Source organism: Nonomuraea sp. KM88, assembly GCF_052245635.1.
Taxonomy (GTDB): Bacteria; Actinomycetota; Actinomycetes; order Streptosporangiales; family Streptosporangiaceae; genus Nonomuraea.
In genome coordinates, this window is the sequence record NZ_JBQQCC010000001.1 from 807,085 (window position 1) to 830,856 (window position 23,772).

17 protein-coding genes are annotated in these 23,772 nt (G+C 70.3%); 2 read left to right on the forward strand and 15 right to left on the reverse strand.

The genetic code is table 11. From position 1 onward, the window contains the following. Window positions 1-98: 98 nt before the first annotated feature. Together ACTWPV_RS03735 and ACTWPV_RS03740 are read right to left on the reverse strand one after the other, a co-directional pair. Window positions 99-1,979, reverse strand: coding sequence for a calcineurin-like phosphoesterase C-terminal domain-containing protein (locus ACTWPV_RS03735; protein WP_443150599.1), 1,881 nt, complete (start codon window positions 1,977-1,979; stop codon window positions 99-101). Window positions 1,980-2,148: 169 nt separating this feature from the next. Continuing rightward, entirely contained in the window at window positions 2,149-2,688 is a 540-nt protein-coding gene (locus ACTWPV_RS03740) for a MarR family winged helix-turn-helix transcriptional regulator (protein WP_443150600.1), read from the reverse strand. A 99-nt stretch (window positions 2,689-2,787) separates the two neighbouring features. On the opposite strand from ACTWPV_RS03740, the gene ACTWPV_RS03745 reads away from it, so the two are divergent. Further along, window positions 2,788-3,996 carry an MFS transporter gene (locus tag ACTWPV_RS03745; RefSeq protein ID WP_443150601.1) on the forward strand — a complete coding sequence of 403 codons (1,209 nt, stop codon included), beginning with the start codon at window positions 2,788-2,790 and terminating at the stop codon, window positions 3,994-3,996. A 155-nt stretch (window positions 3,997-4,151) separates the two neighbouring features. Here ACTWPV_RS03745 and ACTWPV_RS03750 read toward each other — a convergent pair whose 3' ends face one another. From ACTWPV_RS03750 to ACTWPV_RS03805, 12 genes are all read right to left on the reverse strand, one after another. Further along, on the reverse strand, window positions 4,152-4,841 hold the full coding sequence (locus ACTWPV_RS03750) for a GntR family transcriptional regulator (protein ID WP_443150602.1): 690 nt from the start codon (window positions 4,839-4,841) through the stop codon (window positions 4,152-4,154). Window positions 4,842-4,882: 41 nt separating this feature from the next. Next, window positions 4,883-5,272: a UTRA domain-containing protein gene (locus tag ACTWPV_RS03755; protein WP_443150603.1), complete on the reverse strand. Its 390-nt coding sequence runs from the start codon at window positions 5,270-5,272 to the stop codon at window positions 4,883-4,885. Between the two features lie 133 nt (window positions 5,273-5,405). Continuing rightward, a complete protein-coding gene (locus tag ACTWPV_RS03760) occupies window positions 5,406-6,863 on the reverse strand; it encodes an ATP-binding protein (RefSeq protein WP_443150604.1) in 1,458 nt (485 codons plus the stop codon). 86 nt (window positions 6,864-6,949) lie between these two features. Continuing rightward, window positions 6,950-7,300: a helix-turn-helix domain-containing protein gene (locus tag ACTWPV_RS03765; protein ID WP_443150605.1), complete on the reverse strand. Its 351-nt coding sequence runs from the start codon at window positions 7,298-7,300 to the stop codon at window positions 6,950-6,952. Between the two features lie 288 nt (window positions 7,301-7,588). After that, on the reverse strand, window positions 7,589-10,522 hold the full coding sequence (locus ACTWPV_RS03770; protein WP_443150606.1) for a glycosyl hydrolase: 2,934 nt from the start codon (window positions 10,520-10,522) through the stop codon (window positions 7,589-7,591). An 80-nt stretch (window positions 10,523-10,602) separates the two neighbouring features. Then, window positions 10,603-12,402 carry a right-handed parallel beta-helix repeat-containing protein gene (locus tag ACTWPV_RS03775; protein WP_443150607.1) on the reverse strand — a complete coding sequence of 600 codons (1,800 nt, stop codon included), beginning with the start codon at window positions 12,400-12,402 and terminating at the stop codon, window positions 10,603-10,605. After that, window positions 12,399-14,255 carry a right-handed parallel beta-helix repeat-containing protein gene (locus tag ACTWPV_RS03780; protein WP_443150608.1) on the reverse strand — a complete coding sequence of 619 codons (1,857 nt, stop codon included), beginning with the start codon at window positions 14,253-14,255 and terminating at the stop codon, window positions 12,399-12,401. The genes ACTWPV_RS03775 and ACTWPV_RS03780 overlap by 4 nt, the downstream gene beginning before the upstream one ends. After that, window positions 14,252-15,019 carry a hypothetical protein gene (locus ACTWPV_RS03785; protein ID WP_443150609.1) on the reverse strand — a complete coding sequence of 256 codons (768 nt, stop codon included), beginning with the start codon at window positions 15,017-15,019 and terminating at the stop codon, window positions 14,252-14,254. The genes ACTWPV_RS03780 and ACTWPV_RS03785 overlap by 4 nt, the downstream gene beginning before the upstream one ends. 8 nt (window positions 15,020-15,027) lie before the next feature. Continuing rightward, on the reverse strand, window positions 15,028-17,019 hold the full coding sequence (locus ACTWPV_RS03790; protein WP_347642099.1) for a hypothetical protein: 1,992 nt from the start codon (window positions 17,017-17,019) through the stop codon (window positions 15,028-15,030). A gap of 2 nt (window positions 17,020-17,021) precedes the next feature. Beyond that, entirely contained in the window at window positions 17,022-17,828 is an 807-nt protein-coding gene (locus tag ACTWPV_RS03795; RefSeq protein WP_347622522.1) for a carbohydrate ABC transporter permease, read from the reverse strand. Further along, window positions 17,825-18,757, reverse strand: coding sequence for a carbohydrate ABC transporter permease (locus ACTWPV_RS03800; RefSeq protein WP_347642100.1), 933 nt, complete (start codon window positions 18,755-18,757; stop codon window positions 17,825-17,827). The genes ACTWPV_RS03795 and ACTWPV_RS03800 overlap by 4 nt, the downstream gene beginning before the upstream one ends. Beyond that, a complete protein-coding gene (locus tag ACTWPV_RS03805; RefSeq protein ID WP_347642101.1) occupies window positions 18,754-20,025 on the reverse strand; it encodes an ABC transporter substrate-binding protein in 1,272 nt (423 codons plus the stop codon). The genes ACTWPV_RS03800 and ACTWPV_RS03805 overlap by 4 nt, the downstream gene beginning before the upstream one ends. A gap of 160 nt (window positions 20,026-20,185) precedes the next feature. On the opposite strand from ACTWPV_RS03805, the gene ACTWPV_RS03810 reads away from it, so the two are divergent. After that, entirely contained in the window at window positions 20,186-21,286 is a 1,101-nt protein-coding gene (locus tag ACTWPV_RS03810) for an FCD domain-containing protein (protein WP_443150610.1), read from the forward strand. Here the strand turns inward: ACTWPV_RS03810 and ACTWPV_RS03815 are convergent. Beyond that, complete coding sequence (locus tag ACTWPV_RS03815) at window positions 21,273-23,696, reverse strand: glycoside hydrolase family 95 protein (RefSeq protein ID WP_443150611.1); 2,424 nt, start codon at window positions 23,694-23,696, stop codon at window positions 21,273-21,275. The two genes, ACTWPV_RS03810 and ACTWPV_RS03815, sit on opposite strands and share 14 nt — an antisense overlap. Window positions 23,697-23,772: the final 76 nt, after the last annotated feature.

Below are 23,772 nucleotides of genomic sequence, written 5' to 3' on the forward strand. Positions count from 1 at the left end.
GTTCCAGGCCGGGAAAGGGCCGACGAGGAGAGGCCGCGAACGCGCGAAGGCCGCCACCCGATGCGGGTGGCGGCCCCGGAGAGACGGGCGGGAGAGCCCTACCGTTGTTCGGCGACGGTGAAGCGCAACTCGTCGGTGAACTTCCGGCCGTAGGAGTCGGTCGCGGTGACCCTCGCCCTGTGCTCGCCCTCGGCGAGGTCGGCGGGCAGCTCGAACCGCCAGAGATGCATCGACCGGTCCGCGATGCTGGCGTCGCCCACCAGTTGCCGCGCGACGGCGTGCGGGTCGGCCCACTCGGGGCCGACCAGCTGGTCCTCGCCGCGGAGCTCCTGCGTACGCGTGGCCTCGCGCGCCGGGCCGTGGTCGATCGAGACCTTGACCGTGGAGCCGGTGGAGCCCATCCAGAAGTTGGTCGTGAGCCAGGTGCGCCCGTTCAGATCATCGCGGTCCAGGACATTGGGGTCACCCAGTTCCGGCGCCTCTCCTTGCTGATCCTCGTTCCAGGCCTGCCGCGCGGCGTACCACTCACGATAGGCCGGGCTGTTGAGGCCCAGCTGCGTCTGCACCCTGTCGCTCTTGCCGGTCACCGTGTACCGCTCCTTGAAGGAGCTGCCCCTGATGTCGAGGGTGAGCAGGCCCGGCATGCCGCCGTCGCGTCCGACGGCCACGGGGTAGCCCTCGTCGGTCAGCTCACCCGAGTACCAGTCACCGGAGATGGCGCCCGCCGTGATGTGCGGGAACGGCAGCCCTTCGACGCCGAAGAGGTCACGCCAGCCCTGGGCGAGGTCGCCGGTCTTCATGTTCTCGATGGAGTGGCTGTGCCCGGAGACGGCGACGGCCTTGCGGCCGTCCAGCAGTTCGTGCACCTTGCGGACCTGGTCGACGTTGTGGATCGGGCTGCCCTCGTCGGCCCAGTTCAGCAGGGAGATGTGGCTGGCGACCACGATGAGCTTGCCACGGTCGACCTCGGCCAGGTCCCGCTCCAGCCACGTGAGCTGGTCCTCGCTGAGTCTGCCGTTGTACGCCGGCTTGCCCGCCGGGTCGTCGCACTGGGGCCGCAGGCCGTCGGCGTTGTCGACGTCGGGGGTGCAGGGGTAGCGCACCGTGTTCAGCGCGACGACGTGCACCTCGCCCACGTCGTACGAGTAGTACGCGGGCGCGAGCTGCGCGCGGAAGGTGTCGAACGAGTGCTCGGCGGTCTCGGCGTCGAAGTCGAGGTCGTGGTTCCCGGGCAGGAACCGGGCCGGCCCGTTGGTCAGGCTCGTGAGCTCCTTCACGTCCGGGTAGAGCGACAGGTCGTCACCGACGACGTCACCGATGAAGAGGGTGCCGCATCCCTGGTAGTCGTTGCGCTTCGCGAGGTCGGCCATCGCACCCTTGCGGGCGTAGCCGATTTCCGTCTTGTTGTAGGGCTGCAGGTCGCCCGCGATCACGCAGTGCTGTTCCCTGGTCTTCGTCCGCGTGCTCCGGACGACGGGGAAGTTCACCGCGTTCGGAAGGGCGCCGGTGGGGGCGATGCCGCCGTAGCGCAGCTCGGGCGAGCCCTCGGGCAGGTGGTTGTAGTGGAACTGCGCCACGTTGGACGCGTCCACCGGCACCTGGTAGCCGGCCGGCTGCGTGATGAACACCGTCATGTTGTCGTAGACGGGTAGCCGGTAGCGGCCGCGGGAGTCGGTGGTCACCACGTCGCGCCCGTTCGACACCACGACGTCGCGCAGGCCGCGCTCGTGCCGGTCGTGGACGCTGTCTCGGTCACGGTCGTCGAAGACGGTCCCGGTCAGGACCGAGGGGTCGGCCGGGCCGTCAGGGGTGCGGACGACCTCGACGTGGCCGCGGTAGGCGGTCTTGTTCCAGGCACCGTGCAGCGTGCTCGCCGCGGCGCCCGAGGCGGGGCCGATCGCGACGGCTGAGCCGGCGACCAGGGAGGTGAGGGTCAGGGCGACGCGGAGTCTGATGCCTGCTCGGGAGGGACTCAACATAAGCGTTCTCCGGTGAGTCGTTCGGTGCGGCCGTCATGGCCGGCCGGACGATCTTTTCGGAGCTAGCTGAACAGCGACCCCTGCGCGAGAGAACGCCAGCGGTATGGAGATCGGCCCGCGGATGATCCCACGCGCGGGCCGGCGGCGGGCCCGCGCGTGGGATGGCCGGTCATCTGCGGGACGGCGCCGCGCCCGCCTGCGCCCCGGCCGGGGCGTCCCCGTGGCTGAGTAGGAGTTTGCGCAGCAGGGCGGCCAGCTGGTCCTGTTCGGTGGGTGACAGCGCGGCCAGGGACCGGGCCTCGCCGTTGACGTGGTCGGTGACGGCCTGGTCGATGAGGTCACGGCCGGCGTCGGTGAGGGTGATCAGGACACTGCGGCGGTTGTCCGGGTCGGTTTCGCGGGTGACCAGGTCGCGGCTCACGAGGTGGTCGATCCGGTTGGTGATCGCGCCAGAGGTGACCATCGACGCGCCGCTGAGGCCGCCGGCGGTCATCTGGTACGGCGGCCCTGACCGGCGCAGCGTCGCCAGGATGTCGAACTCCCAGGGCTGGAGTTCATGGCGGGCGAACACGGCACGATTGCGCTTGCTGAGCGTCTGGGCGGCGCGGGAGATGCGGCCGATCACGCCCATGGGCGAGGGGTCGATGTCGGGGCGCTCGGCCCGCCACTGACGCAGCACGTGGTCGACGTGGTCCTCGGAGTGCTCCATCAAGACTCCTTAACATTGAAGTGTTTGACACCAAGATAACCCATCTTCTACGATCCTCAGTGTTGAAAAGTTCAACATTGAGATTTTGAGGTGGTTGTCATGTCCGTGGACACCGCACCCGTCGCCAGCGCCACGCCGGCGCCCCCGTCCCCGAACGTTCCGCTGCGGAGCTGGCTGGCCGTCATCGCGGTGGCCACCGCCACCTTCGCGATGGTCACCGTGGAGTCGCTGCCGGTGGGGCTGCTCACCGCCATCAGCGGCGGTCTCGGCGTCTCCCCAGGGCTGGCCGGGCTGACCGTGACCCTGCCGGGGCTGCTGGCGGCGATCTCAGCCCCGGTCCTGCCGATCCTGATCCGCCGGCTCGACCGGCGTCTGGTGCTGCTGAGCCTGCTCACGGTCATGCTCGCGGCGACCCTCACATCCGCGCTCGCCCCCAACTTCGGCGTGCTGCTGGCCTCCCGCGTCTTCGTCGGCATCGCCATCGGCGGCTTCTGGGCGCTGGCCGCCAGCGTCGCCGTCCGGCTCGTACCCGAACGTCACATCCCCCGCGCCACCTCGCTGGCCTTCGGCGGCGCCACGGCCGCCAACGTGCTGGGCGCTCCCGCCGCCACCCTGATCGGCGGGCTGACCGACTGGCGGATCGCCTTCGGTGTGGTCGCCGCCCTCGGCGCCCTGGTCGCCGTCGCCCTGTACGCCCTGCTGCCCAAGCTGCCCGCCACCACGACCGTCTCGCCGCGCACCCTGGTCGCCCAGCTGCGCAACCCCGCCGTGCGCGCCGCGGTGACCGCCACCTTCCTCCTGGTCGGGGCGCACTGGGCCGCCTTCACCTTCATCAGCCCGATCCTGCAGCAGACCTCCGGGCTCGACGCCACGCTGATCGGCCCCGCGCAACTGGCCTTCGGCGTCGCCGGGATTCTCGGCACCTTCGTCGCCGGGTCCGCCGCCGCCCGCGACCCGCGCCGCGCGCTCATCGGCGCGGGTGCGCTGCTGGCCGCCTCCCTGGCCCTGTTCCCCCTCGTCGGCGCCACGCCGGCCGGCGGCCTGGTCCTGCTGGTCGTCTGGGGCCTGGCCTTCGGCGGGGTGCCCGTGGGCGTGCAGAGCTGGATCTTCAAGGCCGCTCCCGAGGCGGCCGAGGCCGCCACCGCGCTGAACACCTCGATGTTCAACCTGGCGATCGCTGCGGGCGCGGCGGTCGGCGGCGTCATCGTCTCGATGACCGGCACCACCGGCGTCCTGTGGATCGGCGCGGCACTCGGCGTCGTCGCCGGCCTGGCGGTCTGGGCCACCGGCCGCTCCCTGACCAGGTGAGCTGTACACCGAGGCAACGACCACGTGGCGCGCCCGATCCGGACCGGCTCCGGCGGGCGCGCTTCCTTTTGAGCGGTCACAGACGGGCGCGCACGCTGACCCGGGCGGGCAGCGCGATCCTTGGAGTCTCGCCCTTCTCGCGGGTCAGATCCTCCCTATCGTTCACCGGGCTGGGCCAGCTGCCGATAGAGCACCTCGAACAGGTGGCCCCCCTTGATCAGAATCGACGCCTCAACGGGGCGCTCAGCGTCACTGCGGATCACACGAAACTGCCTGATCACCGGCACGTCGGACGGTAGGTCGAGCAACACGACCTCTTCGGTACGCGGTTGGCGCACCGAGATTCGATCCTCAAAGATTCGCTCAGGGAAACCCAGGTCGGCGAGTGCCTTGGGAGCACCGCCTTTGATCCTTACCTGCCGGGCGAGGGGTGTCCCCTGAGCGATGGCGAGGGGATAGTACGACCACGAGAGTTCGATCGGATCGCCCGCGTGCAGCAGGACACGGTGGCGCTCCACGCACCGCTCGCCTTCGTTGAGATCGAGCGCGTGCGCGACGTCGGCTGGTGGCTCGACCTCACTCACCCGCAGCAGGTCGTAGCCGTAGCCGCCGGGCACGGGTGTTTTGTACGCGGCGGCCGTGACAGCGAAGGGCTGCCGCTGCCGTACGAAGACGCCCTTGCCGGGCTGCCCCTCCAGAAAACGCTCGTCTTTCAGGAGCTTGATCGCCCCCTGGACAGTGGCAGGTGCGCATCCGTACTGCTCCGCAAGTTGCTGCGTTGAGGGCAGTTGCGCGCCCGAGGGAAGAAGCCCGGACATGATGTGGGCGCGCAGGTCTGCGGCCACCTGCTGATGCCGAGGTCGGCTGTCAACCCGTTTCACCACGTTCAGCCTTCCTCGTGTTCGTACCGTAGTTCGCGGCCGCTGGCGATCATAGCCATCACGGTGCTCTCGAACGGGGTTCCGGCGTGGTCCCGGACGACGCGACGAAGCACCAGAACCCAGTCGGTCTCATCGAGGTGCAGCACGTTCCGCTCGGTCGCCGTGGCCGGCCGGGCGCTCACCGTTTCCTCGACTTTGCGCATCCTGTAGCCGAGTTCAGCGAGCAGTCGCACCGCACCGCCACGGATCTTCCTCGGTTGTGCAAGAGGTGTACCGCGAGCGATCGAGACCGGATAGTAGGAGTCGGCGAGTTCGACCGGAGCCCCGTCCAGCAAGACCGTGCGGCGCCTGATGACGTCGTACGAACTCTGCGTGGCGGGCGGCTTGGGCCACATCCGCAGGACGGACAGGACGGCCAGTGGTGATCGGGTCAGCGAGAGCCCATGGGTGCACATGGCGGAGGCGAGACGGCTGTGGAACGAGCTACTCGGAGGGGGCGCTCGGTAGCGTCGACGTTGAGGAGTAGCCTCAGGAATAGAGGCGCTCCGGCGTGACGAGCATGAGGTCGCCGCCTTCCGCCGCGAGCAGATCCGCGGTGAACCCGGCGGCGCTGTAGCAGACCAGCCGGGTCGATCGTGTGTCATATCCCCGGCCCGCGAGCAGGCCGCGTACGCGGCGGAGCCGTTCGACGTGTCCCTCGCACATGGTGTCCCCCCATTTGACCTCGCCGAGGGAGAGCACCTTGCGAGGCCCGCCGTCCGGCTCGCCCAGGACCACCACGTCCACCTCGTGGCTGGTCCGGCGTTCCGGGTCGTTGACGACGCCGTGACCGATCTCCGCCGGGACGCCGCCGAAGGCTTCCGCGCCCGCGAAGTCCGCAGCCCAGGTGCGGCAGACCTCTTCGAAGTGCGGCCCCACCACCCCGCTCAGGAATCGATCGCGGCTGCGCCTCCACACCTGGTCGGCTCGCCGGCGTTCGAGCTCCCGCCAGGCCGGACGCATCACCGCGTGGTAGAAGGTGATCAGTGGCTCGGTGATCCGGTAGAGCGGGCGGGCCGCACGCAACATGTCCGGAGACTTGGCCAGCAGGCCGGCGTCCTCCAGCACGGCGAGCGGGTGGCTGATCTCCGTGGACTTGCGGCCGATGTAGTTGGCGATGCCCCCGCGCGAGGCGTTCCCCTCCGCCACCGCCGCCAGGACCGAGTGGTAGAGGGCGGCGTCGCGCAGGTCCGGCTCTTCGGCGAGGAGATAGCGTGCCTCGCGGAAGAGCGGCCGGGCGGGGTTCAGCACCGCGCGCTTGACCCAGTCGTCGAAGTCGTCCAGCGACCGCGGCGTGTCGTCGCGGACGTATTCGCGACGGTACGCGGGTGTGCCGCCCACCACGGCGTGAGTGAGGAGGGCGAGCCGGGGGTCGCTGATCTGCCAGAACTCCGCTGCCAGCCGGTAGTCCAGAGTGGGGACGACCAGTTCCAGGCCCGCCCTGCCGCGCAACGGCGCGTTGCCGGCGAGCAGGCCGCCCATGAACGTGAGGGCGGAGCCGCACAGGATCAGCCGGATCGGCGATCCTCCCTTGCGCCGCCGCAGGTCCAGGGCTGCTTGGAGGACGGACGGCAGCTCGGGGGAGACCTTCACCAGGTAGGGGAACTCGTCGATCACCACCGGAAGCGGTGACGTGGTCTCCAGGTCGAGAATCGCTTCGATGACCGCACGCCAGGATGTGAAGTGGAGCGGGACGGGGCTGCCGAGGCGGGCGGCCAGTTGCTCGCCGATCAGGTGGAAGTGCTCGGCGGCGACCGCCTCCGTGCCTTCGATGTAGATGCCTCCTGCCGCATCGGCGATGGAGCCGAGGAGCAGCGTCTTGCCCTGACGCCGTCTCCCCGACACCACGCCGAGCGTCGGGTATGGGGAGTCATCACGGATGAACTCGACCAGTTCGGCCCACTCCGCCTCGCGGTCGAAGATCTCTGAAGGCTTGGTGAGGTTCACTCCAATAATATAGGAGTACGATTATTATAAGTCTACTTCAACATGCTGCGCCGCTGGATGGCGTACGGCGGCTCTCCAGCGATGTGTCAGGCTGCGCTGTCCACCGGCTTGTCGGTGACGGGCAGTCGCAGGGTCCGGTCGCCGAAGTCGACGACCAGGTCGAGTCGTGCGCCGAGTGCCTCGACATAACGAGCGATGACAGTGATGGAGGTCACTTCACCGTGTTCGATCTGCGAAACTCGGGCGACGCTCACGTCCATGATTGCCGCAATGTCCTTCTGGCCCAAGCCGCTTTCCTTGCGAGCTTCGGCCAGTTGGTGTCCCCTCGCTTCGGCAAGCAGGCGTCGCGCTCCTGCCTCGATCTCTGCTGGGGCAACACCGGCAGCGTGCAGTTCACGCTCCAGGTCTTCCCAGTCTCCCGGCGTTCTCTTAGGCACGTTCACTCCTTGCTGTAGCTGGTGTAGACGGTATAGAGCTGTTCGGCCAGCGGAATGTTCTTCTCGTACCAGCGCTCCCAGTTCCCAGCCTTGTCGTCACTGTCCACGCCAAATGATGCTCCTCGATTCAAGGATAGCCTTAAGTGTTGGGTCAGACTACTTCCTGAGGCGTGGGAACGCAGCGGATCCGATCGAATTCATAGAGTGACCGACGTCACTGCTCGCCCCGCACTTAGCTGATCGGCTCAGCAGCGGTGCAGCCGGGGCGTGGTTCCGGGCGCGCGGGCCTCAGCCGGGCAGGCGCGCCTCCCTGTACGGCACCAGCCTGACCGGTCCCTTCAGCCCGTACGGTTGCCGCTTCAGCCCGCCGTAGACGTCCGGGTCCGCCACCCTGAGCCGGTTGCCCAGCGGGGTGGCCACCTCGACCTCGATGGTGTTGGGGCCGCGCCGGACGTGCGGGCCGAGGTCCACGATCGGGTGGAGCTGGTCGGCGGGGTCCAGGCGGCGGCCGTTGACGCGCACCCGGCACGTGTCGGTCACCTCGCCCAGCTCCAGGTACGCCGGGCCGTCCAGGTCGACCGTGGTGGTGTAGGTCCCGATGCCCGACACGTCGGCCAGTCCGGGGAGCTCCGCCCAGGGAACGAGCGTGTCCAGGTCCAGCTCGTGGATGACTTTCGAGGTCTGCGTCGGCGTGGCGCCGGGCTGCCAGTCCTCGACCCTGAGCCGCCACGACGACAGCTCCACGGGCGGGGGGACCTCGCCGACGGCCGTGGTGACGGTGCGGCCGGTGGAGAGGGTGGTGGTGTAGGTGCCTGCCTTGGCGGCCCGGATGGCGAGGTCGCCGCCAGAGTAGAGGGCGCGGTCCGCGTCGGTGGCGGTGGCGTGGGGGAGCCGGCCCGTACGGTAGCCGAACAGCCCGGCCCGCGCGATCGCGACGATCCGGGCCTGCCCGGGCCGGAGGGCGACGCGCAGGCGGATCCCGTCGGGCTCCTCCGTGTACAGCGCGATCCGCTCGGCCCGCCCGGTCCACGGGTCCAGCAGGTACGGGACTCCGTGGCGGTCCGCGCGGGCCAGCGTGACGTCGTGGTCGATCGGGGCGACCGGCGGTTTGGGGTTCTCGACGTGCTTGCCGTTGCACAGGTAGTAGTAGTCGATCTTCCCGGCTGACCGTCGCAGGGTGAGCAGCGTGCTGGGGGCGGCGTACCGCACGTCGGGCCGCACGCCGAGGGAGGCGAGCGCGCCGGGGACGTCGGCCTGGCCGGCGACCATCCGCACCGTGGGCTCGGCCAGCAGCGCGGCGACGAGTTCGCGGAGCCGCTCGTTCTCGCCGTCCCGGGGCAGGCCCGGCGCCGAGGCCGACTCCCACGCGCCGAGCAGCACGATGGGCAGCCCGGCCCGCGCGTACTCCAGCAACCGCCCGGCCACCGGCACCGTCATCGTGGGCTCGCCCGCGTAGAACTTGTCGCCCTCGACGAACAGCGCCTTGTAGGCGGGCCCCGACGGCGCGAGCCGGCCGCCGGAGACGCGGGCGGCGGGCAGGTCGAGCAGGGGGCCGCTGACGAACTGGTGGGTCCAGCCGGTGGGGATGCCGTCGCCGGTGAACCAGGAGGCGCCGATGCCGGTCTTGGTGTAGCCGGTCTGCCGCAGGACGGCGACGTCGGCTCGGGGCACGCCCTCACGCAGGACCTCGTGGACACGGGCGAGATATCCAGAAATATCGGATACGTGGTGCCAGGTCGGCTGGCGCGGCCCCCACGACTCGGCGTAGCCGGCCGTCCCGTCGTACGGCGTGAACGCGGCGAACCCCGGCCAGGCCGCCCCCGGCGCGCTCGCGTAGCTGAACCCGTGCAGCACCGTCTGGTTGAGCCCCGCCGCGTACGCGCCCCCCATGGTGGTGAGCAGCCTCGTCCACGTCGTGGTGTAGGCGCCGCCCGCGTACGCCCCCGCCTCGCAGGACAGCAGCTCGTGCCCCGCCAGGTCCCGGCCGCCGGCCAGGCAGCGGTAGTCGTCGAGGTTCTTGAACCCGAGCGACTCGCCCTCGGGGATGTCCAGCACGGCCGCCGCCGCGATGGCGTCGGTCCGCAACCCGTACGGCTGCGCGCGCAGCTTCAGCCCGAGCGAGTGGGCCCAGTCGCGCAGCCCGGCGAAGTGGTGCTCGTTGAACAGCTCGGAGATCGTGTCCCAGTAGTCCTTGCGGGCGTGCCGGGTCATGGCGGCCTCGTACGCGAAGACCGGGTCCTCCTCGGCCAGCAGCACCACCGGCAGCAGGGGCGCGAGCGGGTGGCCCCGCCGCCGCCCGAACTCCTCCAGCAGCCCCGGCGTCCACGGCAGCGCGTCGGTCTCGATCTCGATGGAGTCCTCGAACAGCGCGCCGCCCGCCTTCTTCAGCAGCCGGCGCGTGGCAGGCGTGAGCAGCTCCGACTCCCAGTGGTCGATGACCGCCTGGGTGCCCGCCGCGCTGAAGTGGTCGACCACGTACGCCTCGGGCGCGGTGTGCGGGCCGGACTCGGGGCGCTGGCCGGAGCCGCGCTCCCAGTAGGAGATCAGCACCCACTCGCCGTCGGCGGGCGCGGTCCAGGTGACGTTCTCGCCGGTCACGGGCACCTCCCGCACGGAGGCGGGGTCGAGCCCGGTCTCGTCGCCGGTGGAGTGGGCGGGCTCGATCCTGGCGGCCTGGACGAGCAGCAGTTTCCGCTCGGTGACGCCCTCGCCGGGCGGCACGGCCGGTGGCGGCGCGGCGCCCGCGTACGTGGCGCCCGCGGCGACCGTGACCGAGCCGTGGGCGAGCTCCTTGACCGCGGCCGGGCTGTCCGGGGTGATGGACGGCACCGCCGCCGGCCAGGACGGGCCGATGGTCAGGTCGATGCGGATGCCGCGCCTGGCCGCCTGGTCGAGCGCGGCCTCGACGGCGGCGTTCCACGCGGGGGTGCCCCAGCCGTGGCCGGCGGGGTCGAGCACGGACTTGTCGCGGATGCTGTGGTGCACCGCCGCGATCTCCGCGCCGCCGAAACCGGCGGCGGCGAGCTGGTCGACCTCCCGTCGGATCTCGGCGGGATCGACGTGGGCGTCGGGCCACCACCAGCGCACCATGGGCCGCGCGGACCGGGCCGGGCGAGAGGACCAGATCCTCCCCGGCCCACCGACGGCGGGCGTTCCGGAAAGGGCGAGCGTGGCCGTGGCGGTGCTCAGGAAGAGGAAGCCGCGGCGCGTCAGATCGTTCATGGGGGATGCTCCAGCGGGCCGGAGGGCGGGGGTGGAGAACGCCCGCGGGCGGGGGATCGGTCGCCGCCCGCGGGCGCCGTCTAACTCGGGACGGGGTACGGGAAGGCGCTGGTCACGCCGATCTTGTCGTACTCCATCTTCGAGGCGTCGAAGCCGTCCGCCCAGTTGGCGTTGGTGACCTCGTTGCACTGGTAGCTCTGGTACTTGTCGTCGGTCACCTTGCCGACCTCGATGTCGGCGAAGGAGAAGCCGCAGCCGCCGGCGTCCATGTGCACCCCTCGCGTCCCGCTGTCGGGCATCGACGCGTCGGGGATGACGTCGCCGATCACGACCTGGGAGACGTGGTTGGTGATCGGGTGCGGATCGGCGTTGCTGACGCCGTAGGTGTAGAAGGCGCCCATGTCACCGCTGTCCAGGCCCGCCTCCTCGATGCGGAGATACTTGAACATGTTGCCGTGCGCGTACCCGTCGCCGTCCTTGACCTCGGGGCGCACCTCCAGGCTGACGCCGTAGCGGGCGCTGTGCCGGACGACCGTGTGGCTGACCTCGTTGTTGCCGGTGTTCATGAGCTCGACGCCGGCCGCGTCGCCGGGCACGAGCTCGCCGACGTGGTGGATGTAGTTGTTGGTGAAGACGTTGTGACCCGCCACGTCGCCTTCGCCCGGGTAGCCGCCCTCGACCTTGATGCCGTCGGCGCCGATGTTCTCCAGCAGGCTGTCGGAGATCCGGATGTGGTCGTTGGCGAACAGCAGGTAGACCGCCGTGAAGCCGGTGTCGGCGATGTGCAGCCGGGTAAGGTCGACGCCCCGGGTGTTGGTGAGGGTGACCGCGCCGAACCGGTTGCGCGGCATCTCGATCTGCCGGTCGTACTCGGGGTACTTGTGCGGCACGCCGGCGTCGCCCGCGCTGATCCAGCCGTTGCGGTACCAGCCGACGAAGTCGCTGTACTGCAGGGCCAGCCCGTCGAGGGTGAGGTTCTGGACCCGCTTGTCCGGGGTGCTGCCCGCCAGCGAGACGATCGTCTGCACCGTCGGCGCCATGACCTTGTCGATCGAGCCGCGCGGCCAGTAGTAGACCTCGCCCTTGCCGAAGTCGAAGAAGTACTCACCCGGCTGGTCGAGGAAGTCGAGGGAGTTCTGCAGGAAGTAGCGCGAGCCGCCGCGGCTGTTGACCAGGGCGTAGCGCGTCCAGTGTTCGAGGGTGATCTGGTTGTCGTCCCAGGACGGGTTCTGGATCGGGACGGTGTCGGTGAACCAGCTCCAGCTGCCGCCCGACCAGACCGTCACCTGCGCGTTGTCGAGGTTCCAGCTCTTGTCCCACTCGCCCGGGTTGGAGTAGAGCCACTGGTGCACCGCCTCCTTCTCCGGCTCCTTGAGCACGGAGGTGAGGTAGGGCGCCCACACGTCGTCGGACCTGCGGTTGGGGAAGCGGGCGGTGGTGGCGCGCCTGCCGTCCTCGAACAGCGTGTAGAAGGTCCGGTCGACCTTCGTCTTGTAGATGTCGCCCTTGTACTTCTGCCAGCCGGTGAGCGGCTCGGCGCCGAGCAGGCGGGCCTTGCCCGGCCCGTCCGCGCTGCGGTAGATGATCCGGTGGCCGTTCTCGCCCGAGTCGGCCTCGGTGAACTCGATGGTCTTGTCGACGACGTAGTCACCGGCCTTGACGTTGACCACGATGTCGCACTTCTGGTGCTTCTTCTTGGCCCTGACCTGGTCGCGGGCGTGCTCGATCGTCTTCCACGGGCGTTGCGCGTTGCCCGCCCCACGGTCCGCGCCGTCGGGCGCGACGTAGAACTCCACCGGCTTGCACGGGGCCTGCGCGCTCGCGGCCGGCGCGACGACCAGCGCCGCCAGGACGACCACCGCCGCGCTCACGACCTTCACTGCCGCACCTTCCCGGGCGCCGCCTTGGCCTCCGGCAGCGGGTACGGGAACGCGTCGGTCACGCCGATCTTGTCGTACTCCATCTTCGAGGCGTCGAAGCCGTCCGCCCAGTTGGCGTTGGTGACCTCGTTGCACTGGTAGCTCTGGTACTTGTCGTCGCTGACCTCGCCGACCTCGATGTTGGCGAAGGAGAAGCCGCAGCCGCCGGCGTCCATGTGCACGCCTCGGGTGCCGCTGTCCGGCATCGCGCCGGCCGGGTCGTTGATGACGTCGCCGATCACCATCTGCGAGACGTGGTTGTCGATCTCGTGCGGCTCGGTGTTGCTGACGCCGTAGGTGTAGAAGGCGCCCATGTCGCCGCTGTCCAGCCCCGCCTCGTCGATGCGGATGTAGGAGAAGCGGTTGTTGCGGGCGTAGTTGTCCTCGTCCTTGATCTCGGGGCGGACCTCGAGGCTGATGCCGTAGCGGGCGCTGTGCCGGACGTTGATGTGGCTGATCTCGTTGTTGCCCGTGCTCATCAGCTCGATGCCGGCCGCGTCGCCGGGGACGAGCTCGCCGACGTGGTGGATGTAGTTGTTGGTGATCGTGTGATGACCCGAGATGTCGCCCTCGCCGGGATAGCCGCCCTCGACCTTGATCCCGTCGGCGCCGATGTTCTCCAGCAGGCTGTCCGACACCCTGACCCGCTCGTTGGCGAACAACATGTAGACGCCCATGAAGCCGCTGTCCGACAGGTGCAGCCTGGTCAGGTCGATGTCCCGCGAGTTCGTCACCGTGATCATGCCGAACCGGTTGCGCGGCATCTCGATCTGCCGGTCGTAGACCGGGTACTTGTGCACGTAGCCCGAATCGCCCTCGCTGATCCAGCCCGCGCGATACCAGTCCACGAAGTCGCTGTACTGCAGCGCCAGCCCGTCGAAGGCGAGGTCGTGCACCCGCTGCTCGGGGGTGCTGCCCGCGATCTGCAGGATCGTCTTCACCGTCGGCGCCATGACCTTGTCGATCGAGCCGCGCGGCCAGTAGTAGACCTCGCCCTTGGCGAAGTCGAAGTAGTACTCACCCGGCTGGTCGAGGAAGCGCAGCGTGTTCTGCAGGAAGTAGCGCGAGCCGCTGCGGCTGTTGACGAACGAGTAGCGGGCCCAGTGGTTGAGCGTGAAGAAGTTCTTGCGGAAGTCGGCGCCGCCCAGCGGCACGGTGTCGGTGAACCAGCTCCACGAGCCGCCCGACCAGACCACGACCTGGGCGTTCTGGTCGAAGTCGGCGTCCCACTCCTGCGGCACGTCCTCCGGCTTGAAGTACAGCCACTGGCGCACCGCCTCCTTCTCCGGCTCGCCGAGGATGGAGAACAGGTAGGGGGACCACAGCTCGTCGCTCGTCCTGTTCGGGTGGCGGGCGGTGGTGGCGCGCTTGCCGTCCTCGAACAGCGTGTAGAAGTTCCGGTCGATCTTGGTCTTGTAGATGTTGTCCTTGTACTTCTGCCAGCCGGTGAGCGGCTTGGCGCCGAGCAGGCGGGCCTTGCCCGGCCCGTCCGCGCTGCGGTAGGTGATCGTGTGGCCGTTCTCGCCCGAGTCGGCCTCGGTGAACTCGATGGTCTTGTCGACGACGTAGTCGCCGGCCTTGACGTTGACCACGATGTCGCACTTCTGGGGCTTCTTGTCGGCCCGCAGGGCGTCGCGGGCCTGCTCGATCGACTTCCACGGGCGTTTCTCGGTGCCGTCGCCCCGGTCGCCGCCCGAGGGGGAGACGTAGTAGTCACAGGTGGGCTTGGCCGCCGCCGAAGGAGCGGAGGCGGAGGCCGGGGCGGTCAATCCGCCGATGAGTAAGATGATCGCGCCGACAGACCTGATGATCACTGGCTCTCCTTGACGTTCCGCCACCGCTCGTACTCGGCGCGGGTTTCGGGGGTGAGTGGGTAGTAGTCGGAAAGCGCCCCGCCCTCTTCGATGCGGGCGCGGCTGTAGAGCTCCCACTGCTCGTGGTCGGCCGCCGCCTCCAGCACCTGCTGGGCGCGACGGCGCGGCACGATCACCGCGCCGTCGTCGTCGGCCACGCACAGGTCGCCGGGCAGCGCCAGCGTCCCGCCGACGGCCACCGGCACGTCGTACGCCCACGGGAACAGCTCCGCCTGCGAGGCGTAGTGGGGGGTGGCACCCGTCGACCAGATCGGCAGGCCGAGGCCGCCCACCCTGGGCAGATCCCTGATCCGGCCGTCGACGACGATGCCCGCGCCGCCCTTGCGCTTGAAGTAGCGGACCAGCATGTCGCCGAAGCACCCGGTGTAGGCGCTGCCGTACGCCTGCACGACCAGCACGTCGCCGGGCCGGATCTCCTCGAGCACGGCCCACAGGGCGGTGTGCCGCTCGACGTACTCCTGGCCGAGCCCGGAGGCGATGTCCTCGCGCTGCGGCATGAACTGCAGCGTGCGCACCCGGCCGGCGATCTTCTGTCCTTGGGCGATGGGACGCGGTCCCTCGATGAAGGTGCGCCGGATGCCCTGCGCGTGCAGCTTGGCGCAGGCGGTGGCCGCGCTGATCCGGGACAGCCCCTCCACGAGGGCGGGATCGGGTTCGGCGGGCAGTTCTCCGCGAACAGGCAGATCCCAGATGGCGTCGTCCATGAAACTCCTCAGTAGTGCTGGTGCGACGGCGTGCGGGCGCGCGCGGTCGTGTGCAGGTCGAGCCGGATGCGGCGGCCGGGCGGCAGCTCCACGAGCAGGCGCGGGCCGTCCACCGCCACCTCCTGCCCGGCCTCGGTGATCGGGGGAGTGGTGTAGGCGCGCGGGTCGCCCGGGTAGGCGTCGCCGCTGGACCTGGTGACCACCGCGCGGTCGATCCGGTGCTCGCCGAACGCGCCCGCCTGCACCACGACCCTGCGGGTGCGGGCGACGCCGAGGTTGACCAGCTCGACGCCGGTGGCGCCGGGGCGTACCGAGTCGACCAGCGCGGCCACGTCCGGAGGAAGGCCGGGACGGCGGCGGTCGGCGTCGAAGTACGCGAGCCGGGCGGGCAGCAGCCCGCCGTTGTAGAGCACCTGCGGGGTGCCGGTGGCCAGCTGCAGCAGCGCCTCCGTGACGACCGGGTTGAGCCGCTGCCAGTGGTGCACGTGGATGGTGGACAGGTCCGCGGTGTCGGCGTCGATGAGCGCCATGCGCCGCTGCACCTGGCCGAGCGCCGCCGACAGCATGGCCTCGGGGAAGCCGGGGTTGGCGCCGCGCAGGAACTCCAGCCAGGGCGCCTCGTGCCCGGCCTCCTCCTTGTTGCGGAACGGGCGCACGGTCGTCCAGTCGTAGCCGGAGCCGGCCCGCAGCCGGTCGAGCCGGTCGGCGTCGCCGCCGGACTGGCTCGCGTGCCAGAGCCAGACCGGCAGGCCCAGCTGCGGTGGCTGGAAGTCGAACCAGCCCTGGTCGTCGTGCCGGTTGGGCACCAGCATGGTGGGCTTGCCGGCCTCGTCGCCGAGCTCGGCCAGCCAGCGGTCGCTGATGCTCATGTCCGTCTCGGTGACGCTCGCCTGGACGGCGTGGCCGTACACGGCCTCCAGAGGGTCGCGGCCGATGGCGAGGGCGGCGTCGTCGCCGGTCAGCAGGTGGGCGTTGACCGCGGCGATCGCGGCGGCGGCGCCCACGCTGTAAATGCCGTGCGGCCACTGCCAGCCGTAGTTGCCGCCGTACCAGCGGCCGCCGTGCAGCTCGCCGACGGCGCCGGACGGGCCGACATTGTCGGGCAGGATCCCGCCGTTGGCCTCCGCCCTGCGCTGCCAGGCGCCGATGTAGCGCAGCGCCCAGTCGCGGTAACGCTCGTCGCCGTCGTACAGCCAGGCGTTGACGGCCAGGCTCGTCGCGGCCAGGTTGACGGCCACGTCGCCGCGGCCGATGCGCTCGCTCATCGCCGCGCCCATGCGGGCGGCGTTGCACGGGTCGGCCAGGTCCTCCCACCGCGTGATGCCCGGCAGGTCGCGCAGCGGCAGGCCGAACGGCCGCATGCTGACCAGGTCGGTGTGGTAGGAGGCCCACTCCCACTGCAGGCCGTAGCGGGGGCCGCCGGCGCCGTTGTGCGGGGCGCGGATGATGTCGCGCTCGGCGTCGTAGTTGGCCGAGCCCGGGAGGTAGAGGTCGGCGAAGCGGCGGGCGCGCTCGCGGAAACGTTCGTCGCGCGGGTCCGCGGCGCAGATGCCGTAGAACAGCAGCAGCGACTCGCCCTGGTGGAACCAGTCATAGCCGCGCTCGAACTCGTCCACCAGGTAGCCGAGCTCCGTGAGCTGCGTGGTGACGCCCTCCCAGTGGTGCTTGGCGGCGTCCAGCAGGTCGTCCGCGCCGCCCAGCTGGTAGAGCGTCGGCCAGTTGAAGAACGCCTCGTAGAAGTCGTCGGCGCCGTCCCGGTCGGCTGCCGGCCCGTGGTAGATGAGCCGCCCGTCGGGCCCGCAGTAGCGGGCGGCGAAGGCCCGCCAGGCCTCGTCGAGCGTGTCGAACAGGCGGCGCTCCAGCACCGCCCAGGCGGGCGGCGTGCCGAGCGGGACGGTCGCGGTGACGGAGGGCACGGCGGGGTCGGAGGGCGCCGAGAACTCGGGGGACTCGGGGGACTCGGGTTTCGAGGGCTCGGACGGTGAGGGCACTGTGCGCATCTTCAACCTTTCGTGGCCCCGGCGGTGAGGCCGCTGATGATGTGCCGTTGCATGAAGACGAAGAAGACGAGGAGCGGGGCGATGGCCAGCAGCAGCGTCGGGAACACCACCGTGTAATCGGTGGAGTACTGGCTGACGGCGGCGTAGACGCCCGTGGTCACCGTGTAGAGGCCGCTGCCGGGGCCCAGGATGATCTGCGGGTTCACGAAGTCGTTCCACACCGAGAACGTGTTGAGGATGACCATCGTGGCGACCGCGGGCCGCATCAGGGGGAAGACGATCTGCCAGAACGTGCGCAGCCGCCCCGCCCCGTCGACGGCCGCCGCCTGGTCGAGCACGGCGGGGATGGTGGCGATGTAGCCGGCGTACAGGAAGATCGAGAACGGCAGCGTGAGCGTGGTCTCGAACAGCACGAACCCGCGGATGGTGCCCATGAGGCCGAGGGTCTTGAGCACGTACACGACGGGGATGACCAGCACCTGGCCCGGGATGAACGTCCCGGCCAGGAAGAACAGCATGAGCACCCGGAACCGGCGCTTGGGGCTGCGCGCGATCGTGTACGCGGCGGGCGCGGCCAGCAGCACCGACAGCACGTTGACGGCCACCACGAACAGCAGCGTGACCGCGTACCCCTTGACCACGTCGAACTGCGGGTTCGTCAGCGCCCTGCCGAGCGGTTCCAGCGTGAGGCCGCCCAGGCCGAACGGGTCGCTCAGGATGTCCTGCTGGCCCTTGAACGCGTTGACGGTCAGCACGTAGAGCGGGACGAGCATGAAGGCGACGGTCGCCCAGAGGAAGGTTTTTCTCACTGGTGCACCGCCATCTCGCCGCGCCGGCGCAGCTTGGTCACCACGAACGCCAGCGCCGCGGTGACCAGCATGAGGATCACCGACTGCGCCGAGCCGAAGCCGAGGCGGGCGTCGTGGAAGGAGTTCCACAGGATGAGGTAGGCGACGGTCTGGGTCTGCCCGGCGGGGCCGCCCGCCGTCAGCGACACCACCAGGTCGTACGTCTTGAGCAGCGTCACCAGCGACAGCACGATGTTGATCGTCACCGACGGTCCCAGCGCGGGCAGTGTCACGTTCCTGAACACCTGCCACCGGGTCGCCCCGTCGATCTTCGCGGCCTCGATCAGCGAGTGCGGCACCGCCTGGAGCCCGGCCAGGTAGAGCACGACGTTGACGCCGAACCCGGCCCACACCAGCACCGCGATCATCGTGACCGTGGCCCAGGCAGGGTCGGACAGGAACGGCAGCACCTCACCGCCCCACGTGGTCACCAGGTTGTTGACCGCGCCGGTGGTGCCGAGGATGGCCGACCAGAGGAAGCCGACCACGAGGGCGCTGAGCACGTGCGGGTAGAACAGCACGATCCGGAAGAACGTGTTGGCCCGGGAGGCACCGTTCACCAGGAGGGCGAAGCCGAGGCCGAGCAGGTTGAGCCCGGCCGTGCCCGCCGCCGCGATCAGCAGGGTGACCAGGGCCGCGCGGCGCAGCTCGGGGTCGTCGAGCAGGCTCGCGTAGTTGGCGGCGCCGACGAAGGCGGGGTCGGCGCTGAAGCCGTCCCAGTCGGTCAGGCTCAGGTAGAAGGCCAGGCCGACCGGGATGACCAGCATCACCACGTAGAGGATGGTGGCCGGGCCGGCCATCAGCGCGGTCGTCAGGCCGTCGTGCCGCCGCCTGGGCCTGCGCGGCGTCTCGCGCGCGGCGGCCACGGGTGCTTCCCGGGTGAGGGTCATGAGCGTCCGGCCAGCCAGCGGTCCACGCCCTCGGCGACCTCCTTGGGCGACTTGCCCACGTACAGGCCCTGGACCTCGGTGTTCCACGCGGAGTTGAAGCCCTTGGGGAGGGTGGCGTCGCCGTAGCCCTCGCCCTGCGGGACGCCGGCCGGCGCCTGGTCGAGGATCTCCTGCACCTGCTTCTCCAGCGGGGTGAACTCGCGCTCGACGCCGGTGCGGAAGTTGCCGTCCTGGCTGAGCTGGCTCTTGACCGCGGCCGGGTCGGTGACGAGCCACTGGACCAGCTTGAGCGCCGCGTCCTTCTGCGGGCTGGACTTGAGGATCATGTACGGGGCCGCGAGCGTCGCGCCCTGCGGGCCGGGGTGCTGCTGGCCCTTGTCGACCGGGGCAGGGAAGACGCCGACCTCGAAGTCCTTCTCGGCCTTGGCCTCGGCGGCGGTGAACCAGCTGCCCATGACGTACATGCCCGACTTGCCGGACAGGAACGCGGTCTCGGCGTCGGCGTACTTCATGCCCAGGGCGTTCTTGTCGACGTACCCCTTGCCGATCCAGCCGTGGTAGCGCTCCAGGTACGGCAGTAGCGACTCGCCGGCCTTGATCTTGCCCGACGTGACGTCCTGCTGCCAGGTGGGGTGGTGCTGGGCCCGGGAGGGGTTGGAGAGCTGGAGCAGTTGGAGGCCGGTCAGGAAGTCGCCGCCGGTCTGCAGCGGCAGGTAGCCGGCCGACTTGAGCTTGCCCATGGCCGCGTCGAGCTCGTCCCACGTGGTCGGCGGCTTGTCGATCCCGGCCTTGCCGAAGGCGGCCTTGTTGTAGAAGACCAGCGACTGGGCCTGCACGCCGACGCCGACGGTGTAGATCTTGCCGCCCAGCTTGGCCTGCTCGACCAGCGGCGTGTCCTTCGCCCACGGCTGGTCGCTCAGGTCGAGCATCTGCTTGGCCAGCGTCTCGTCGGCCATCAGCGTCTCGACCACGTCGGGGGCGTTGCCGGCGGCGAGCTGCTGCGGCAGCGTGTCGGCCACGCCCTTGCCGGTAGGCGCCTCGATCTTCACGTCGATGCCGGGGTTCGCCTGCTCGAACGGCTTGACCAGGCCGTCCCAGAACGCCTGCGTGAGGTTCGGGCTGATGTTGACCAGCATCCTGACGGTGACCTGGCCGCCCTCGCTCTGCTGTGCTTGGGAGTCGCCGGCGAAGCCGCCCCCGCCGCAGCCGGTGAGCAGGAGCAGGCATCCGATGCCTGACAGGACGGGGAATGAACGGGGGGACCGCATCGCACCTCCAAGGGGCGAGATCTGCGACGCCTTTTAATGGGTCGATACTCGATTAGCGATTATTTAATACGTTGGTAACCGTGGTCGGTCAAGGGGTTTTGCTCTGCTACAAATACGTTTCCAGCGGCCGTCTGAGTCATAAGTACGTTAGAGTCGGGGCGTGACTGGACGCGTTGACGACAAACGGCTGGTAATGGGCGCCGAGGAGCGCGCCACGCTCGAGGCGTGGGCGGAGGAAGCCGGGGGCGGGCTGGGCCTGCGCAGCCGCATCGTGCTGGCGTGCGCCGACGGGCTGTCGCGCAAGGAGATCGCGACCCGGCTCGCCGTCAGCTCGGCGACCGTCGCGAAGTGGCGCGCCCGCTTCGTGGAGCGCGGCCTCGACGGCCTGGCCGACGCGCCGAGACCCGGGCGGCCGCGCAGCACGGAGCGGCAGGAGGCCGAGCGCGTGATCGCCGCCGCGGCTCATGGCTCCGCCGTGCCCTCCACCCGCTCGATGGCCAGGCAGCTCGGGCTGTCGCAGTCGACGGTCGCGCGCATCTGGCAGGAGCAGCAGATCGCGCCGCCCGCCAGCCAGGTGCTGCCCAGGGAGCTGCTGTCCGACCGCGTCTACGCACTGCTGCGCGGCTGGATCGTCTCGGGGGAGCTCGTGGCCGGGCAGCGGCTGGTGGAGGCCGAGATCGCCCGCCGGGTCGGCACCAGCCAGGCCCCGGCGAGAGAGGCTATCAAGCGATTGGCGCACGAGGGACTGGTCATCTCCTATCCCAACCGGGGCAGCTACGTCGCGGAGATCTCCGACGAGCAGGCCCGGGAGGTGCGTGACATCAGGGTGTTGCTGGAGGAGTATGCCGCACGCGGCGCCGCCGTCCGCATCCAGCCCGAGACGTTGCAGCAGCTCGCGGGGGATGTGCTGGCCATGCGGCGGGCGGCGGGCGACGGCGACATCGGAGCGTTCAGGGACGCCGACCTCGCCTTCCACCGGCGGGTGTGCGCCGCGTGCGGAAACTCCTTCCTGCTGCGGTTGTGGCGGACCATCGAGTCGAACCTGTGGAGCCTGCACGTGGTGGGCAACCCGCTCTACGAAGGCGACTGGATGGCGATGGCCGGCCACCACGACGACCTGGTGACGGCCCTGTCGTCCGGCGACCCGGACGAGGCGGCCCGCCTCTTCGCCGCCCACGCCCGCGGCGAGGCCTCCCGCACGCGCCCGCGTTCCCGGCCCGGCGCCGCCCCGCCGGGCCGGGAGGACGTCAGGCCGGGGTGATCTCGTACGTCGCGCCCTTGCGGGTGTCGAAGACGAGGACCCCGGGTTCGGGCCGGTCGGCCTTGACGGGGCGGCCTCGTTCCGTGACGGTGACCGGGCGGGCGGTGCGGAGGGTGAGCTCGCGTCCGAGGTCCGAGCGGATCCGGCCGCGCCGCAGGGCGCCGCCCTCCCACGCGAGGTCCACCTCGAACCCGCCGCGCGCCCGCAACCCCCGGTACGACCCGGCGGGCCAGGCGGCGGGCAGGGCGGGCAGCAGGTGCACCTGGTCGCCGTGGCTCTGCAGCAACATCTCCGTGATCCCGGAGACCCCGCCGAAGTTCCCGTCGATCTGGAACGGCGGGTGCAGGTCGAACATGTTGGGGGCGGTGCGCGCGGGCACGAGCAGGTTGCCCAGCCGCTTGTACGCCTCGGCGGAGTCCAGCAGCCGCGCCCAGAAGTTGATCTTCCAGGCGAGCGACCATCCCGCACCCGCCTCGCCGCGCAGCTCCAGCGTCCGGCGGGCCGCCTGGGCCAGGTCGGGGGAGAGGCGCGGGTCGATCTGGTGGCCGGGGAACAGCCCCCACAGGTGGGAGATGTGCCGGCTGCGCGACAGGGCGGCGTCGCCGCGGTAGTCCTCCTGCCATTCCTGGATCTGCCCGAGATGCCCCACCTGGTTGGGTACGAGCCGCGAGCGGGCCTCGCCGGCCTTCGCGCGCAGGTCCTCCTCGACCCCGAGGACCTCCGACGCCTCCGCGAACGCGCCGAACAGGTCCCGCAGGATCTGCATGTCCATGGTGGGCCCCGCGCAGATGCTGACGTTCTCGTCGCCGTCCTCGTGGTGGCCCACCTCCGGCGAGTGGGAGGGGTTGGTCACCAGGTGGCCGGTCCTGGGGTCGGTCTGGAGGGTGTCGAGGAAGAACTCCACCGAGCCCTTGATGAGCGGGAAGTGCTCGCGCAACCGCCGCTCGTCGCCGGTGTAGAGGTAGTGCTCCCACAGCGTCAGGCACAACCACGCCCCGCCGGTCGGCCACACGCCGTAGAACGCGAAGTCCACGGGCGCCGTGCCGCGCCAGCCGTCGGTGTTGTGGTGGGCGACCCAGCCCTTCGCGCCGTACTGCGTCCTGGCGGTGCGCGCGCCGGTCTCGGCCAGGTCCTTGATCAGGTCGAACAGCGGGTCCATGCACTCGATGAGGTTGCCGGGACCGGCCGGCCAGTAGTTCATCTCGCAGTTGATGTTGATGGTGTACTTCGACTCCCACGCCGGCGTGAGGGAGTCGTTCCAGATGCCCTGCAGGTTGGCCGCGTGGCCGGGCGCCCGGGAGCAGGAGATCAGCAGGTAGCGGCCGTACTGGAAGTAGAGGGCGGCCAGCTGCGGGTCCGTGTCGAGCTGCTGGCGGGCGATGCGCTCGCCGGTCGGCAGCGCGATCGCCTCCGACGTTCCGAGGTCGATCTCGACCCTGCCGAACAGCTTCTGGTAGTCGTGGACGTGCTTGCGCCGCAGCACCTCGTACGGCTGCCCGGCGGCCCGCTTCAGATGCCGTTCGGCCACCTCGGCGGGGTCGCCGCCGACGTCCTTGAAGCTGCGGTAGCTGGAGCCCATGGAGATGAGCAGCGTCACCTCGTCGGCGCCGGTCACGGTGAGCGTGCCGCCGTCGGTGCCGACCGTCCCGCCCTTCGCCTCGGCCCTGGCCAGGGCGCGGAAGCGCACCTCGCCCCTGAGCCCCTGGGTGTCGCCGCTGACGCCGTCGAGGGCGATGGTGGCGGAGCCGGCGGCGGCCGTCGTGGTGGCCTGCGGGCTGGAGAAGGCCGCCTGGAACGTCACCGAGCCGGGCTTGTCGGCCGTGTGGCGCACGACGATGACCTGGCCGGGGTTGCTGGCGAAGACCTCGCGGGTGTGGCGGACGCCGTCGCGGACGTAGGTGACGGTGGTGACGGCTCGGGTCAGGTCGAGCTCGCGCCGGTAGTCGGTGAACTCGGCCGGCCCGGGGAAGGTCAGGGTGAGGTCGCCGAGCACCTGGTACGGCGCCTGCTCGCTCGGGATGCCGAGGAACTTCTCGTCGGCCAGGTTCTGCGCCTTCTGCCACTTGTCCTCCCAGACCCACTGCCGGATCTGCGGGAGGGCGGCCAGCGCCTCGGGGTTGTCGTAGGTGTGCGGCCCGCCGGCCCAGATGCTGTCCTCGTTGAGCTGGAACCGCTCGGTGGCCACGCCGCCGAACACCATGGCGCCGATCCGCCCGCAGCCGACGGGCAGCGCTTCGAGCCACTCCTCGGCCGGGCGGGTGTACCAGAGGGTGAGCGGGTTGCCCTCCGGGCCGTGCTGCGTACCGGCCCGCGCGGGACCGGCGCTCACTCCGGTCACGAGCATGGATCCGGCCGCGGCGCCTAAGCCCGTCGCGAGCACGCCTCGTCGTGTGTAGCCGTCGTTGGTCACCGTTACTCCTCTTCCAGAACGCATGCCGCCGCCGGGGCGGGATGTCATGAGAGCGATGAGGGCGATCGCACCGTCA

What these genes read in the sequence shown, in the direction of transcription:
- ACTWPV_RS03735 (WP_443150599.1), bottom strand. Translation starts at nt 1,979, where the DNA reads ATGTTGAGTCCCTCCCGAGCAGGCATCAGACTCCGCGTCGCCCTGACC.
- ACTWPV_RS03740 (WP_443150600.1), bottom strand. Translation starts at nt 2,688, where the DNA reads ATGGAGCACTCCGAGGACCACGTCGACCACGTGCTGCGTCAGTGGCGG.
- ACTWPV_RS03745 (WP_443150601.1), top strand. Translation starts at nt 2,788, where the DNA reads ATGTCCGTGGACACCGCACCCGTCGCCAGCGCCACGCCGGCGCCCCCG.
- ACTWPV_RS03755 (WP_443150603.1), bottom strand. Translation starts at nt 5,272, where the DNA reads ATGTGGCCCAAGCCGCCCGCCACGCAGAGTTCGTACGACGTCATCAGG.
- ACTWPV_RS03770 (WP_443150606.1), bottom strand. Translation starts at nt 10,522, where the DNA reads ATGAACGATCTGACGCGCCGCGGCTTCCTCTTCCTGAGCACCGCCACG.
- ACTWPV_RS03785 (WP_443150609.1), bottom strand. Translation starts at nt 15,019, where the DNA reads ATGGACGACGCCATCTGGGATCTGCCTGTTCGCGGAGAACTGCCCGCC.
- ACTWPV_RS03790 (WP_347642099.1), bottom strand. Translation starts at nt 17,019, where the DNA reads ATGCGCACAGTGCCCTCACCGTCCGAGCCCTCGAAACCCGAGTCCCCC.
- ACTWPV_RS03800 (WP_347642100.1), bottom strand. Translation starts at nt 18,757, where the DNA reads ATGACCCTCACCCGGGAAGCACCCGTGGCCGCCGCGCGCGAGACGCCG.
- ACTWPV_RS03805 (WP_347642101.1), bottom strand. Translation starts at nt 20,025, where the DNA reads ATGCGGTCCCCCCGTTCATTCCCCGTCCTGTCAGGCATCGGATGCCTG.